13 protein-coding genes are annotated in these 15,658 nt (G+C 57.6%); 3 read left to right on the top strand and 10 right to left on the bottom strand.

Translation table 11 applies throughout. The features are described 5' to 3' along the window. Positions 1-123: 123 nt before the first annotated feature. The 3 genes from ACO6TI_RS07550 (at position 124) to ACO6TI_RS07540 (ending at position 4,461) form a co-directional block, all read left to right on the top strand. The gene (locus tag ACO6TI_RS07550) at positions 124-1,515 is read left to right on the top strand and encodes an NAD(P)-dependent oxidoreductase (protein ID WP_422384662.1); all 1,392 of its coding nucleotides are present in this window, start codon (positions 124-126) and stop codon (positions 1,513-1,515) included. Further along, positions 1,508-2,821 carry an NAD-dependent dihydropyrimidine dehydrogenase subunit PreA gene (preA, locus tag ACO6TI_RS07545; protein WP_055391514.1) on the top strand — a complete coding sequence of 438 codons (1,314 nt, stop codon included), beginning with the start codon at positions 1,508-1,510 and terminating at the stop codon, positions 2,819-2,821. The genes ACO6TI_RS07550 and preA overlap by 8 nt, the downstream gene beginning before the upstream one ends. Before the next feature lie 128 nt (positions 2,822-2,949). Beyond that, entirely contained in the window at positions 2,950-4,461 is a 1,512-nt protein-coding gene (locus ACO6TI_RS07540) for a BCCT family transporter (protein ID WP_197000122.1), read from the top strand. 100 nt (positions 4,462-4,561) lie between these two features. On the opposite strand, the gene ACO6TI_RS07535 is transcribed toward ACO6TI_RS07540, so the two are convergent. From ACO6TI_RS07535 to ACO6TI_RS07490, 10 genes are all read right to left on the bottom strand, one after another. Continuing rightward, positions 4,562-5,035, bottom strand: a complete 474-nt coding sequence (locus ACO6TI_RS07535) for a DUF2269 family protein (RefSeq protein ID WP_281930361.1) — start codon at positions 5,033-5,035, stop codon at positions 4,562-4,564. Beyond that, positions 5,035-6,333, bottom strand: coding sequence for an SDR family oxidoreductase (locus tag ACO6TI_RS07530; protein ID WP_422384661.1), 1,299 nt, complete (start codon positions 6,331-6,333; stop codon positions 5,035-5,037). The genes ACO6TI_RS07535 and ACO6TI_RS07530 overlap by 1 nt, the downstream gene beginning before the upstream one ends. A 124-nt stretch (positions 6,334-6,457) precedes the next feature. Continuing rightward, positions 6,458-7,447, bottom strand: a complete 990-nt coding sequence (locus ACO6TI_RS07525) for an ABC transporter substrate-binding protein (protein WP_055391574.1) — start codon at positions 7,445-7,447, stop codon at positions 6,458-6,460. Between the two features lie 551 nt (positions 7,448-7,998). Then, on the bottom strand, positions 7,999-9,837 hold the full coding sequence (locus tag ACO6TI_RS07520; protein WP_196896672.1) for a V-type ATP synthase subunit A: 1,839 nt from the start codon (positions 9,835-9,837) through the stop codon (positions 7,999-8,001). Beyond that, positions 9,834-10,580, bottom strand: coding sequence for a hypothetical protein (locus ACO6TI_RS07515; protein WP_196878094.1), 747 nt, complete (start codon positions 10,578-10,580; stop codon positions 9,834-9,836). Before ACO6TI_RS07515 ends, ACO6TI_RS07520 begins: the two co-directional genes overlap by 4 nt. Before the next feature lie 2 nt (positions 10,581-10,582). After that, positions 10,583-11,284, bottom strand: a complete 702-nt coding sequence (locus ACO6TI_RS07510; protein WP_104704392.1) for a hypothetical protein — start codon at positions 11,282-11,284, stop codon at positions 10,583-10,585. Positions 11,285-11,312: 28 nt separating this feature from the next. Further along, positions 11,313-11,762, bottom strand: a complete 450-nt coding sequence (locus ACO6TI_RS07505; RefSeq protein WP_029063495.1) for an ATP synthase subunit C — start codon at positions 11,760-11,762, stop codon at positions 11,313-11,315. Beyond that, the gene (locus tag ACO6TI_RS07500) at positions 11,759-13,552 is read right to left on the bottom strand and encodes a V-type ATP synthase subunit I (RefSeq protein WP_422384660.1); all 1,794 of its coding nucleotides are present in this window, start codon (positions 13,550-13,552) and stop codon (positions 11,759-11,761) included. The genes ACO6TI_RS07505 and ACO6TI_RS07500 overlap by 4 nt, the downstream gene beginning before the upstream one ends. Continuing rightward, positions 13,549-14,172: a V-type ATP synthase subunit D gene (locus tag ACO6TI_RS07495; protein WP_422384659.1), complete on the bottom strand. Its 624-nt coding sequence runs from the start codon at positions 14,170-14,172 to the stop codon at positions 13,549-13,551. The genes ACO6TI_RS07500 and ACO6TI_RS07495 overlap by 4 nt, the downstream gene beginning before the upstream one ends. Beyond that, entirely contained in the window at positions 14,172-15,545 is a 1,374-nt protein-coding gene (locus tag ACO6TI_RS07490; RefSeq protein WP_422384658.1) for a V-type ATP synthase subunit B, read from the bottom strand. The genes ACO6TI_RS07495 and ACO6TI_RS07490 overlap by 1 nt, the downstream gene beginning before the upstream one ends. Positions 15,546-15,658 lie beyond the last annotated feature (113 nt).

Raw genomic sequence — 15,658 nt, 5'->3', positions numbered from 1 at the left:
TTTTTAATTGTTCTAAAAATATTTGACTAACTGTTCAAATTTTTGCCCAATAGGGACATGAGCCTTCTCAAAAAATGAAGAAGGCCGTCTTGAAAAACGATCGCCAACCTTCCGGAGATCTACATGACCCAGTCAAAAGCCGGCCCGGACATCGCACCCGGACGCCTGCACGAGGACGCATATTCAGAGAACTTCAGCGACCTGCATCCGTTGCTGGAGCCGCACGAAGCTCAGGTCGAGGCCGACCGCTGCTACTTCTGCTACGATGCACCTTGCATGCAGGCGTGTCCTACAAGCATCGATATTCCCCAGTTCATTCGGCAGATCTCGACCGGCAACCCGGACGGGTCCGCCAAGACCATCTTCGAGCAGAATATCCTCGGAGGCATGTGTGCCCGTGTCTGCCCGACAGAAACCCTGTGCGAACAGGTTTGCGTCCGCGAGGTTGCCGAAGGCAAACCGGTGAAGATCGGACAGCTGCAGCGTCACGCCACCGACCACTACATGGCCGGGCACGACGCGACCCCGTTTGACCGCGCAGCCGCCACCGGCAAGAAAATTGCGGTGGTCGGAGCAGGACCGGCCGGACTGTCCTGCGCACACCGCCTGGCCGTACACGGCCACGATGTCACACTGTTCGATGCACGGGACAAGGCCGGCGGTCTGAACGAATTCGGAATTGCGTCCTACAAGTCGGTCGACAATTTCGCACAGCGTGAAGTGGACTTCGTGCTCTCCATTGGCGGTATCGAACTCAAGACGGGAATGCGTCTTGGCGACAACCTTGATCTTGCCGAACTCAGAGCAACGCATGATGCCGTTTTCCTCAGTGTCGGGCTTGGTGGTGTCAATGCACTCAACAAGGAACACGAAAGCCAGAACGGTGTTTTGAGTGCCGTCGACTACATTTCCGACATCAGGCAGGCCGAAGACCTCGCGCGGCTTCCCGTCGGCCGACACATCGTCGTCATCGGCGGCGGCATGACCGCCATCGACATCGCTGTCCAGAAGAAACTGCTGGGCGCAGACGACGTCACGATCGTCTACCGCCGCGGGCAGGAGCGCATGAACGCGTCCCGCTATGAACAGGAGCTGGCGCAAACGTCCGGCGTCAAGATCCTGACAAACGTGCAACCGCACAGGTTGGTCATCGACAACGGACATATCAGTTCCATCGAACTTGAACGAACCTCAACCGACAAAGACGGTGCCCTCAAGGGAACCGGCGAGTACCTCACGCTTGCCGCCGACATGGTGTTCAAGGCGGTCGGTCAAACCCTCGTTCAAGAAGATCTGGATGCGTCGATCACGATCGAAAAAGGACGCATCGTTGTAAGCGCGGACCGCAGGACCAACCTCGACGACGTGTGGGCCGGAGGCGACTGTGCACTCGGCGGTGAGGACCTGACGGTCACGGCTGTTGAAGATGGAAAGATCGCCGGGGAAAGCATCCACACTGCCTTGAGCGAACAAGCGCACGCTACTACGGAATCAAGGGAGAGGGTCCATGGCTGATCTGCGCACAAACTTCATCGGAATCAAGTCGCCAAATCCGTTCTGGCTGGCCTCGGCCCCGCCGACAGACAAGGAATACAACGTCGTTCGCGCCTTCAAGGCCGGTTGGGGCGGCGTCGTCTGGAAGACGCTCGGCGAAGATCCGGCGATCGTCAATGTCAACGGTCCGCGCTACGGCGCCATTCACGGCAAGGACCGCCAACTGATCGGCCTTAACAATATCGAGCTGATCACCGACCGGCCGCTGGAAGTCAACCTGCAGGAAATCAAGCAGGTCAAACGCGACTGGCCGGACCGTGCCCTTGTGGTCTCGCTGATGGTTCCCTGCGAAGAGCAGAACTGGATCAACATCCTGAAGCGCGTCGAGGATACCGGAGCCGATGGTGTCGAACTCAATTTCGGCTGCCCTCACGGCATGAGCGAACGCGGAATGGGCTCCGCTGTTGGCCAGGTTCCCGAATATATCGAGATGGTCACCCGCTGGGTGAAGCAGCACTCGCGCATGCCCTGTATCGTCAAGCTGACACCCAATATCACGGATGTCCGCAAGCCAGCACAGGCAGCAAAAGCCGGTGGTGCCGATGCCGTATCGCTGATCAATACGATCAACTCGATCATGGGTGTTGACCTGGATATCATGTCGCCGTCGCCATCGGTTGACGGCAAGGGCGCCCATGGCGGCTATTGCGGACCGGCAGTCAAGCCGATCGCGTTGAACATGGTGGCCGAAATTGCACGCGATCCGGTGACACACGGTTTGCCCATTTCCGGGATCGGCGGCGTGACAAACTGGCGCGATGCAGCCGAATTCATGGCACTGGGAGCCGGTTCGGTGCAGGTTTGCACAGCCGCGATGACCTACGGGTTCAAGGTCGTGGAAGACATGATCGAAGGGCTCAGCGACTGGATGGACAGCAAGGGCCATACATCTGTCGACCAGTTCATCGGCAGTGCGGTCCCCAATGTCTCGGACTGGCAGTATCTGAACCTGAACTACATCGCCAAGGCGAAAATCGATCAGGATCTCTGCATCCAGTGCGGCCGCTGTCACATCGCCTGCGAAGACACCTCGCACCAGGCAATCACGAACATGGTCGACGGTGCACGCCGCTTCGAGGTGATCGATGAAGAATGTGTCGGCTGCAACCTGTGTGTGAGCGTCTGTCCGGTTGAGGATTGCATCACAATGGAGCCTATGGCCGCCGGCAGCATCGATCCCCGGACCAAGAAGGTGGTCGACAAGGACTACGCCAACTGGACCACACACCCGAACAATCCAATGGCAGTGAAAGACGCCGCGGAATAAATTTCGCGGCAACGGTTCTCCAGCGCAGGCAAGTCTCAGGACTGCCTGCGTTTTTTCATTCAGACCGGCGTTGATGTCGGCCTGCCATGTCGTTAGCGTGAACAGACACGGACACGAGGTGGGCTCACATGCAGGATTCCCGTCTGCTTCTGGCAGCATCGATCGGCCTATGCGCGATCATCGGCATTTGGGGTGTGGTCGATCCAGCCAGCTTGCAGAGTATCGCAAAGACAATTGTCGACCAGTATTTCGTCAGCCGCGGCTGGTTCGTGATGTTGTCGGTCACAATCATGCTGCTGTTCTGCCTGGGCCTGACATTGACACGGTTCGGAGACATCCGCCTTGGTGCGGACACGGACCGTCCGGAGTATTCAACACCCACATGGATCGCCATGCTCTTTGCTGCGGGCATGGGTGTCGGTCTCCTCTTCTGGGCCGTTGCCGAACCGCTCACCCATTTTTACGTCGCCCAGGAGCACATTCCGACGCCGATCGCTGCGGAGCAAGCACTGCTTGCGGCCAATTTCAACTGGGGCATTCATGCCTGGGCGATCTACGGCACAACAGCACTTACAATCGCCTATTTCAGTTTCCGGCGTGGAACGCCGATGCTGGTCAGTGCGCCGGTCAAGAACCTGTTCCCGGGTGAACGCTGGGCCAGCATGGTTGGCTGGTTTTCCGATTTCATGGCGATTGCAGCCATTGCCATCGGCGTTGGCGGTTCCGTCGCCATGGGCGTGTTTCAGGTAGCCGACGGTGTTACCGTGCTGTTCGGTGGTGAAACAACGTCCGGTTATCTGGTCGGGGGCGTCTTTCTTGTCATGGTTGCCGCCTACATACCACCGCTGCTCGTCGACCTCGGCAGCGGGATGGCACGGCTGTCCAATATCGCGATGGCCCTTGCCATCGCTCTGGTCGCCTACACCATCATCCTCGGTCCATCGGAATTTCTGCTGAATTCCATCATCGGCGGGATCGGCACCTACATTTCGCAAGTGATACCGCGCGGCCTGCAGACCTTTACGTTCTACGGTGACGAAACCAATCAGTGGTTCCGGGACTGGACGCTGACCTATATGGTCTGGTGGATCGCCTGGGGGCCATTTGTCGGCGTGTTTGTCGCCCGGATTTCAAAAGGACGCACGATCCGTGAGTTTGTCCTGGGCGTGCTGATCGGCCCAACGCTGTTTTCGACCATCTGGTTTGGAGCATTCGGTGGCGTTGGTCTCTACGAAGCGATCAACGGTCAAGGCGAACTTCTGGCCCTGACACAGACCAACGTGGAGCGCATGACCTTCGCATTGCTCGACCGGTTACCGTTCGCCACGCTCACGACCCTCGCGACGATTGCCGCGGCGTTTCTGTTTATCGTCACCAGTGTCGTCAGCGCCGCCTTCGTGCTCGGAACTTTCTCCACCGGCGGCAACCCGGACCCAAGCGCAAAGGTCCGGGTCATCTGGGGCGGCCTGCTGGGCATGCTGGGAGCTGCAATGATCCTGTCGGGCTCGATGAACGCGGTCAAGACACTGATCGCGCTCGGTGCCTTGCCGTTTGTATTTATTACCGTGTTGCTGATGACATGCCTGACCAAGGCACTGCTGCAGGACAGCAGGAAGGAGACCTCCCATGCTGATCGGTGACCCGGTTGATACGCTGCTGAACCTTGGCACATTCGCTTTCATAGGAGCGATGATCTGGATCCTGATGCGAAAGACTCCCGACTGACTTCGTTCCTTCAGGCTAAAGCGAAAGATCGGGACGCGTCAGCATCAGCCAGACGATGGCAAGGACCGCTATGAAAGCCGGAAAACCGCAGACGAACCAGATCCGGTAGAGCCTCTGGTATTCCGCCGGAAGCTCCTCGCCTGCAAGTGCGGCACGTTTCGCCAGCCGACGCAGTCTGATCTGGATCCAGACCACAGGAAGCCAGAACAATCCGACGATCACGTAAAGGCAAAGGGAAACCAGGACCCACCCCTCCAGGAGCGGCCAGCCGACTTCACGCGTCAACATGTAGCCCGTTATCGGCTGAAAGACCGCCGCGGTTGCCGTGAAGACCGTATCGGCCAGGACGACGATGCCTGCAACATGCGCAATCAGGACAGGATCTTGCGTCCGGTTTGACATGACCATGAAAAATGCGATGCCAGCCCCCGTACCCAACAGAACACAAGCGCCAATCACATGCGCAAATCGAAGGATCTCGTACCACATCAGCGATCCTCCAGAACCAGCGTGACAAGGAGCGCGAGCACCATTGATGGCAGAACCTTGACAAACACCCCCAAGGGATCGGCCCAAAGATGCGGTGTCAGCAACGTGCCGGCTGCAAGGTAACCTGCGGAAACCGCAATCATTCCCAGACAGGCAGTTTTCGTCCAACGCCGGAAGAGCACCGCGACACCGAGCATCAGGTCCGCCATCGACCCACCGAGGACCGCGGACCCGGCAAATCCGCCGGACACACCCTGGCCGGTAAGCACGGCCTTGGCAGCACTAAATGAAATCAATCCAAAAACACCTGACAGAAGCCAGAACAATGACAGGCATCCAATCGCCAGCGGGAGCATCAGATAAAGCCGCGCGAAACTGCGTTCCTGCACGGTCGCGGGCATTTGTGCCAGTGATTCACCGAGGGTCCTGAGCGACACTCCGCCCAGGCTTTTCCAGATTTCCGGATCGCCTGTTATTCCGGATTCGAGCGATAAAAGCGCATTGGTCCTGAGCGGTGAGCGCCAGCCCAGCCAGCCGAGAGCGTCCGCGCACCGTCCCGACAAGGTCAACATCCATCCCGGGATTGCGACCTGGGTTGACCAGGCGGGATACCCAAGCCAGGTGCGCAATTTGGCGGTCAAGTCGGGAAATGATTGCCGCCCCTCCTCGGCAAGCTCAGCTACAAAGCAGCCTCCAAGTTCGCCCTGGGCCACCTGCACAACAGCTTTTGCCAGGTCATCTACGTGGATCGTCTGGACCTGCGCATCCGGGTAAATCTTCGGCCCGACCAGGGGAAAGGCAGCGGCAGCTCTCAAAAGGGCGGTTCCCCCATAGGCTTGCGCCCCGAATACCAGTACCGGCCGCAAGACAACCCAGTCCAGCCGGGAGGACATAACCCTGGCATCGCCCCTGGCTTTGCTGCGAAAGAACTCGGTCGGCGCCTGATCCGACACGCCCGCTGCGGAAATCTGGATGAATTTCGTCCTGGTTCCCTCAAGCGCCTCGCACATGGCGACGACCGCCGTTTCGTGGATCGCCGTCAGATTGTCACGCGTTCCGTCCTGAAGCGCTCCCGATGCGTTCACAACGATGTCCGCTTCAGAAAAAATATCTTGCCAGTCGCTCACTGTCGCCGTGGCGATGTCACGGATTATCCAAACGAGATCGGGGAGAATTTTTTGTGCTGTACTGAGCGAACGCCCGACCCCGCATACCGAAAATCCTTCCTGCTGCAAAGCACGTACGCAAGCAGCACCAATGAACCCATAGGCTCCAAGAACGACGGCTTTCTTTGTCATCAGCAATGCCCTGGCAGTTCAGTTCGCGGCCATGTCCCGAATTCGAACACCCGTCTAGTAAAACACAAAAAAGGCCGCCTCATCGGGCGGCCTTTTCACGCATTGCTTCATGCCCGACCCAGGGTCAGAGCTTGTCGGTCACGGCTGTCGACGTTGCACCTTCCGGTTCCTTCGTGATGACCGGGTCGGAGCCACCGGCCAGCAGCGACTTCACGGTACGGTCATAGGCACTCATGTCGAGCTTGCCGTCAGATCCGTCAACCAGCTTGACGATTTCCCCGACCATCCGGACCTGATGTTTTTCGGTCTGGGCGCCTGTGGCGTCGTTTTCCAGAACGATTTCAGCAGCTTCTTCCGGATTTTCGGCGGCGTAGGCCCATCCCTTCATCGACGCACGCACGAACCGGGCAAGCTTGTCGACCATCGCAGGATCGTTCAGGCTTTCATCGAGGACATAAAGTCCGTCTTCCAGTGTCGCGACACCCTGGTCTTCATACTTGAAGACGACCAGTTCGTCAGCGGGGATCCCCGCATCAATGACCTGCCAGTATTCGTTGTAGGTCATCGTGGAAATGCAGTCGGCCTGCTTTTGCAGAATCGGGTCAACGTTGAAGCCCTGTTTCAGAACCGTGACACCACCGTCGCTTCCGTCAGTCGGAATCCCGAGCTGGCTCATCCAGGACAGGAAAGGATATTCGTTTCCGAAGAACCAGACACCGAGCGTCTTGCCCTTGAAGTCTTCCGGCGACGAAATACCGGTGTCCTTGCGGCAGGTCAGCATCATGCCGGACTTCTTGAACGGCTGTGCGATGTTGACAAGCGGCACGCCCTTTTCGCGTGATGCCAGGGCAGACGGCATCCAGTCGATGATCACGTCGGCACCGCCGCCAGCAATCACCTGTGGAGGTGCAATGTCAGGTCCACCCGGCTTGATCGTCACATCAAGGTCTTCTTCTTCGTAAAAACCCTTGTCCTTTGCGACGTAGTAACCGGCAAACTGGCCCTGTGTGACCCATTTCAGCTGAAGTGTCAGTTCATCGGCAGCCTGGGCTGCTCCGGAAATCAGACCCGCTCCCATCACAGATACAAGTGCAAGACTTTTAAGTGTCTTCATTGCCATTCCCCTACTGGTTATGGACCCGACTCGATCAGCGGGGTCCTTCTCTGGTTTTTTTGTTCGCTGCAGACCCAATCATCATGCGATTCGCAACCGTTTCAATGGGACGCAGCACATTGATCTCCATATGGACACCGGGCATTCTGCCTTCTGAGTGTCCACGTGCTGACCAAATGGTCAAGAAAATCTAGAAAGGTGCTGCATCACCGGTCAAGGTTATTTTTTGATCACGGGCCATTTGGTTGCTCATTGTGCATCAAAATTGCCTTTCAAAACACGTCTCGGCGGTGAAGAAGTACCTAATTTCAATATTCTCCAACACGTGGAGAAATTGTTCCAGGGCGTCCGACCACAGCTATTGAATTTGAGTCCGACAGTCGCGATCCGTTCAAAGCAAGAACAATGCCCTCGCCCCCTGCGTTTCAGCAAAGCTCCCGTCACAATCGTCAGAATCGATAGACCGGACTTCCTGGTTCATGCGACTTTCAACAAGTCAATGTACCAGGACCTGACGCTCTACCTTCTGTGACACTTGTGAAATTGCCAAGTCAGGTCTGATTCATGCGAGTCGGCGCAGCATGCAGGTTCCGGTTGATCTTCTCCAACAGGTCCTTGCGTTCATTGCTCCCGTCCGCCGAGTAGTTGAGGTTCTTGAACGTTGATGTCTGTTCGGTGAAGAACGTCCGGACGGCATCCTTGTCCTCGAAGGCGAATTCGGTCGTCGCGATCCTGTAGACGAGGTCGAAGGTTTCCTGCTGGCGTGTCAGTGGAGCGGAAACGTCGACGTCGTCGAAGGCATCCTGCTGCAGATAGACCATGTCCAGGAACAGCGCTTTTTGCTGAAGCACGAAATCCTCGGTTGATATGCCCTCCTCCCCGGTGACCTGCATCATTCGGGTGATCTCGTCGCCCTTGCGCAACAATTCGATCATCTCCTCAACACGCGGCACCCAGTCCGGGCCGATGTTTTCCCGGTACCAATCTCCGAGTTGGCCTTGGTATCTGGACCAGGACAGCAAGGGGTCGACCGCCGGATAAAACCGCTTGTAGGCGCGCTCGGACGACAGACCAAGGAAGGTCTTGACGGTGCCAAGCGTGGACTGGGTGACAGGTTCCTCAAAATTGCCGCCCGCGGGTGAAACCGTTCCGATCATCGTGAGACTGCCGGTGTCACCGGTTGCGGTCTTCAGGACACCCGCGCGCTCATAAATTCCCTTGATGGCAGAGTCGAGATAAGCCGGGAATGCCTCTTCTCCCGGGATCTCTTCAAGACGGCCGGACGTTTCACGCATTGCCTGCGCCCAGCGCGACGTGCTGTCGGCAATCAGAAGCACGTCATACCCCATCTGACGGTAATATTCGCCGAGTGTGATCCCGGTGTAGATCGACGCTTCCCGGGCGGCCACAGGCATGGAAGACGTGTTGCAGATAATCACCGTGCGGTCCATCAACGTGCCGTCACCTGACGGGTCCGGCTGATGCGGAAATTCCGTGATGGTCTCGACCACTTCCCCGGCACGTTCGCCGCAAGCGACCACGATCACGATGTTCACCGCCGAAAAGCGGGAAATCAGCGACTGCAGAACGGTCTTGCCGGCACCGAACGGTCCCGGGATGCAACCCATGCCGCCGCGCGCAATCGGAAAGAACGTATCGATCAGACGTAGTGTGGTGATGAGAGGTTCGCGCGGATAAAGCCGTTCGCTCTGCCCGGACCTGACAAGGCCCTCCGGTATGGCCCGGCGAACCGGCCAGTGCTGTACCATGGTCAGATCACGTGTCTCGTCCCTGTCGTTCCTGAGCGTGATGACGACCTCGTTGATTGTGAACGTTCCTTCGCGCACCCGTTCAACCGACCAACTGCCGGTCAGGGTGAACGGCGCCATCACCTTGTGCTCGAAACGGCCCTCGGGGACCGTCCCGAGTGTATCGCCCGCCATCACGGGATCGCCGGCCTTGACCTTGGGTTCAAAGGCCCATTTCCGCTTCTGGTCCAGCGCGTTGGTCAGAACACCTCTTGGCAGGAAAAATCCGTGCTCTGCCGCAATGTCCGCAAGCGGGTTCTGCAATCCATCGAACACCGTGCTGAGCAATCCCGGTCCGAGCGCGACGGACAGCATTTCACCGCTCTGGATTACCTTGTCACCGACCCTCACACCGGCGGTGCTTTCGAAGACCTGCGCTTCGGCCGACTTGCCGCGCACTCGGAGCACCTCGGCCTTCAGATATTCGCGTGGTTTTCCCTCCCGCTCCGGCCCGTGCGGAATGATGTAGACGACTTCGTTCTTGATCAACGGCGCGTTCTCGAGCGGAGCAAGCGTGACGAGGTCATCCTGGACTGCAATGATCTCGGCAGTCGGTTCGGGAAGCTGAACATGGCTGGTCACGAGGTGGCTCCCTCAAACGCGAATGAGTTGTCTGTCGGAAATTCTGTGACGGCAGGGTCGATGCCGGATGGAGAACCGTTGCCCAGCGCTGCCTCAACAAGGGTCGCAAGTCGGTCCCTTGCGTCGTCTTCGTTGTAACGTGACCAACGTTCGACAATAACCCAGCGCAATACGTAGATCGCGACGGCTTCGAAATCGAACTCGTGCAGCGCGCCGAAGTGGTCCAGTTGGCGAAAAACCTGGGTCAGGGTCAAACGTTCCATGCCGATGTGATCGCCCGCCTGCAGGAAGCGATGCGCTTCCGAGATCCACGGCATGAAATGCCCGAGGCCAAACGCGGGATCGCTCCAGTTGGCCTTGATCCGGCCGCACCAGCGACCATAGCCCCAGGAAGCAATGTCACCGGCTGTTTCCTGGCCATCACGCCTCCGGCGAAGAGCCGCGATCAGGGTGCGGGTTTCCATGCGCGTTCCTACAAGATGCTGCAGATCCGGATAGTCCTTCAAATCATTGACCACCTGGTTCGCGCGACGGATCACCTCAAGGTCCTGGTCGTATTTGGCGACGCCTGCCCAGGCAGTTATTTCCACCAGTTCCTGCAAGAGCCCTGTGTGCTCCGCTTCCAACATCGACATGCGCTGCTTCAACCGGAACTCGGAGATCGGCACGCTTTTGCGCGTGAACAGTTTGCCCAGATCGGGAAGACTGGTGACAAGTGCGATATATTGGTGCGGTTGCGACATGGCTACCTTAGGACCCCTTCCATCACGGCCCGCAGGCGTGGCTGCAGGTGGCGCTTGAGCAAAGTCGCGACGGCTTCTTCTGTCAGATCGATGGAAACGTCCCTGTCGGTCAGCTTCACCTTGATTCCGGCGAACCCCGGTGCGGTTGAAAAGGTTACACCGCCGCGCAGCGCCTCGCCCGCCAGGGCAATCACGAAATGCGTCAGCGTTCCCGGTTCTACCGCTTCGGGAGACTGTTTCAGTTCCTCGAAGGTGACGACCTTTTCCGGAAGCACAATTTCCATTGGTTCGGTGTTGCTCACCGAAGCATTTTCCTTCGCGTTGCCTGCCATCGCCAGAATGAGTTTTTGCAGGAACTGCTCATCTCCGAGCGTGGTGCCCACAAGGCGCCCGGCCTCCTGTTGTATCCGGTCACCAAGTTCGTTTCGCAGACTGAGCACCAGGTCCCTTGCAGCGACCTTCAGCCCGTCCTCCGTCGCGGCCTTCTCCCTGGCTGCTTCCGCCCTCGCCTCGGCCAGCAATGCGTCTGCTTTTTTCTGCGCCTCCGAGACGATGGCCTCTGCCCTGGTCTTTGCCTTGGCAAGGATTTCGTCGCCTTCCGACTGGCCCGCCGATACGCCCTCGGACTTCAGCCGGTCAATCAGGGCCTGGACCCCGGCGCCAGCTGCATTTTCCAGATCTGTCGAGCCACTGTTCTTGGACATAACTGCCTCCGTTTCCGTCAATTGGGCTCTAACTCGGGATCGAGCCGGCAAGAACCAGCGCGAAAACCAACGCGAACACGGAAAAACCCTCGAGCACCGCGGCCGGGGCCAGCGAAATGCCGAAAATCTCCGGCTTGGCCTTGGATGCATGAATAGCGGAAGCAAGAACCTCGCCCTGACGGATGCCGGTAAAGAGCATGGTGAAGCCGGACAGTACGCCGATGCCGAAGAGCGCTGCGCCATTGGCGGCGTCAATGCTCGATTGCTGAAGCGAGAACATGATCACGATGCCGTAGATCACCTGCGAGGACGGCATGAGCGAAACACCGATAAAGCGACCGTAGCCGCCTTCACTGTCGAGCATGGCGCCAATCGCGGCACTGCCACCCAGCGCACAGCCCCATGCGCTGCCGATCGCACCCAGAGCAACCGGTGCGTAAAGCCCAAACCAACCGAGAGCCACAACGAATTCGTTCACAGGCGTGTCTCCTCTTTCTTGAACGGACGGAAGGGCGTGCCCTCGTCTTTCAAACCCCAATTGAAAAATTCAATAACGTTCAGCCGCAATCCATGGACGCAACCTGCAATCAGACCGAGCCCGATATTTATGGCGTGCCCGATTGCCAGAACGAGAATGGCAATCAGAATTCCGATACCGGGAACAGACTGGTTGAGCTGTCCGGAAAGCGAATTGATGGTTTCTGCAAGCGATGCCGCGGCTAGTCCCAGCGCAAACAGACGCATGTAACTCAGGACATCGGAAAAGATGTTGACGATCCTGGCCAGCGCCGTGAAGCCGTCGAAAATCCGAAGTCCGCCGGCCTTGACGGAATCGACCTTCCGGTCACTGCCGAAAAAACCGACGACAAGCAGGCCGGCAACGACACACGCCGGACCGACAGATGCAAAAAAGGTACCCTGACCCAGGAATGTCGACAGCCCTCCGAGCGCAACAAGCGACCAGCCGACCGGCTGGAACCTGCCGCTTGGTGTCTTCTCGTGGACAGCCCGCATGAGATTGGCGAGAACAATGTGGACCACGCCAATCGTCAGCGTGATTTTCATCATTGTCTGCACATCCTTGAGATCAAGTATCTTCAGATGCGCCAGAAAGCTTCCTTCAGGTGGTGTGACACCGAAGTAGCTGCCGGTGGCCACACCGAAGGCTGCGGTCGAAATCATCAGCCAGGTCGACATTCGCAACATGCGTTTGCCAAGCTCAGATCCGGCGAAACGCTTGCGAAACAGGAACAGGACCAGCAGAAGCAGCAAACCGTAGCCCGCGTCCGTCATGATCATGCCGAAAAAGATGATGAAGGACACGTAGACGATGGCAGACGGGTCCCAGTCCCGGTAACCGGGCGTCTGATAGAATTCCACCAGGTTTTCGCCGCCTTCCAATGCATGTGTGTTTTCCAGGAGTGTCGGCGGCTTGTCCTTGTCCGTAATCTCGTCGAACACGGCGGCAATACCGAGGTCGGTGGCAAGGTCCCGTATCTCGTTGACCAGATCCCGTCTGGCCCAGGCCTGAAGTACAAAAACCCGCTCTTTGTCCGCGGTTTCCAGCGCTGCGCGGTTGCGCGCGGATCTGTCACGCGCGGCAGCCAGGTTCTGTGCCAGGACATAGCGCCATTTCGTCAGGGACTGGCGCTCCAACTCCAGCTCTTCGAGTTCTATTGCCGACTGCTCGGATCGCCGTCTGAGTTCGGAGAGTGACAAGGCACCAAAATGAACCCGTGGAACGGGCATGGAATTCACAGGCGGTTCTTCGGGTGACAGGAGTACGATATAGCTGCGGTACTTGTCCTGATGCACAATCTCGATGATCTTGTCTGAAGGGTCGATCAGCTTCAGTTTCCCTGAGGGGACAACATAGAACCACAATCTATTGTCACCGACTTCCGCCAATTCGGAGAAACTGAATTCACCCCAGGGCTCAACATCCTGGATTCGATTGTCCAGTTGGGCGAGCCGGTCCCGGCATTCCTTCAACGCCTTCCTGTTTTTCAGTGTGGCATCGACAACTTTTTCAAGATCGAACTCGTCAGGAACGGTCACCGGGCGGCGTTGGGTGGCACAGTCCACCAGCCAGCGCAGCGCCTCGACGGCCTCGCGTCCCAGTCCGGGCGGAACGGCTTCCAGATCCTTTTGTGCCGAGGCAAGCGGTACAAGATGAAAAACTCCGAAGGATTGGGCAGCCTCAAGCACCTTTTCCTTGTCATTCAGAATTCCGACAAGACTGACCTTTACGAGCGGAACGATGGTCATATGCGGGCCATCCTTTCCTCGGCACTGCGAGCAGCCGTCTTACGCTTGGAAATCTTGGCACGCACAACAGCGTCACGCTCCGCGTCGGCAAGTGCCATCCGTATTTTCTTGATGTTCCGCTCAGCGCGCGGGATCAGGACCTTCTCGAACAGATTGACACGCCGCGATATCACGGCCTCGGCTTCAATCAGCTTGTCGATACGCTCTCGCGCCACCTCGCGCTTGAGGTTCAGTCGCAGCAATTCGCGCATGCCATCGACATACGGATCGACCCAGTGGGGACGCGCAAGCAGGGAATACGGCTCAACTTCAACATCGATTTCACCAAGAATTGGCAAAACAGTGCCGGAAAGATTTTGCTCTGACCGCTCGACACCTTTCAACCGTACCAGTCCCTCAAGCGGAACGTGCTTGTTCGCCAACATAGGCAGGGCTGCCGCAAGATCTGCAAAACGCTGCTCATAGTGTTGCTCAAGCGGCGCCAGGGTTTCCTTTGCCTTGGCCCGCTCCGCTGTTATCTGAAGCCGTTTCAGCTCCAGAGACGGCAGAAATCGCCGATATTCCGCAAGCTGCGTGCTTTCCCGTGCGAGTGAGGACTTGTTGAGTGCAAGCTTTGCCATCAGGCGGCAGCCTCCCCGCTACTGTTTTCCTCCGGCGGTGTCTGTTTCTTTGGATAGTACTTGTCGATCAGCCCCTGTTTCATCAAGAGTTGTGCGGGCTCGAAACACTCCGCAAGCGTCTGCCAGCAAAGATCGAGAGCCTCTTCAAGCGGTTTTGACACTTCGATGTCCATGAAACGCTCGCGGAACAAGGCACCAAACTTGAGGAGTTGCCTGTCGTAACCGGACAGTTCAAAGGCCATCGACTGCTTTTGTTCCGCGTCGCGAGCGCCGGAGTAGAAGCGTATCATGGTGTTCATGATCTGGTTGTGGTCTTCACGCGTGACCTTGCCGATGACATGCTGCTTGAGTCGCGAGAGCGAACCGAACGGGTCAAGGACACCGCTGTGCAGATAAAACTGACCTTCGGTGATGTAACCGGTGTTGTCCGGCACCGGATGCGTTACGTCATTTCCGGGCATGGTTGTGACCGTCAGAATGGTCACCGAGCCCGAGCCCTTGAAGTCGCATGCCTTTTCATAACGGCGCGCCAGTTGGGAATAGAGATCGCCGGGATAACCACGGTTCGCCGGGACGCGCTCCATGGCGATGGAGACCTCCTTCATGGCATCCGCAAATGCGGTCATGTCGGTCATGAGCACAAGAACGCGCTTGCCCTCTTCAACAGCAAATTTTTCGGCAACCGCCAGGGCCATGTCGGGGACTTGCAGGCGTTCGACAACCGGGTCGGATGCCTGATTGATAAACATCACGGTTCGCGGGAAGACGCCTGCGTCCTCGAATTGTTTCCGGAAAAATGCATAGTCGTCGAATATCAGTCCGAGACCGCCAAAAACCACGATATCGGCATCCGCCTGGATACCAATCCGGGCCAGAAAAGGATTGTAGGGCTCACCGGAAACCGAAAAAATCGGGATCTTCTGGCTCTCCACCAGGCAGTTGAAGATGTCGATCATGGGCACGTCGGTCCGGATCATGCGGGAGGCCAGAACGCGCTTCATGGGATTGGCCGACGGTCCGCCGATCGGAACGGTCGGGTCACTTCCCAGATCGGGACCTTGATCTATCGGGTGTCCTGCACCGTCGAAAACGCGGCCCAGAATATTGTCCGAGTAGGTTACCTTGGCCGGTTCGCCCAAAAATCTCACAGATGCATTGTTTGCCAGCCCCTTCGTGCCGGAGTTCACCTGAAGCGAAACCATGTCGTCATCAATGTTGATGACTTGCGCCAGAGATGTGGTTCCGTTCCCGGCGTCAACCAGTGCGAGATCCCCCAGGCATGGCCGCCCTTCGGACTCCGATTTCGACGCCGACACCTGAATTCGGATGATGTCACCGACAATATCGACGATACGGGTATGGGAGACGAGCATTGTTGCCCCCTTGGGAATAAGACGTGAACGACGCATGTGCCAGGCATGCAGCACGGCGCCGCCTGTTCACACGCACTATATCTTATGCGGGTTGATCCACCTGACACAACCTG

It is taken from the genome of Roseibium album (genome assembly GCF_965233825.1).
Classification (GTDB): Bacteria; Pseudomonadota; Alphaproteobacteria; order Rhizobiales; family Stappiaceae; genus Roseibium; species Roseibium album.
Note: the sequence above shows the minus strand (reverse complement) of the source record. Positions and strands in the feature narration are given on the sequence as shown.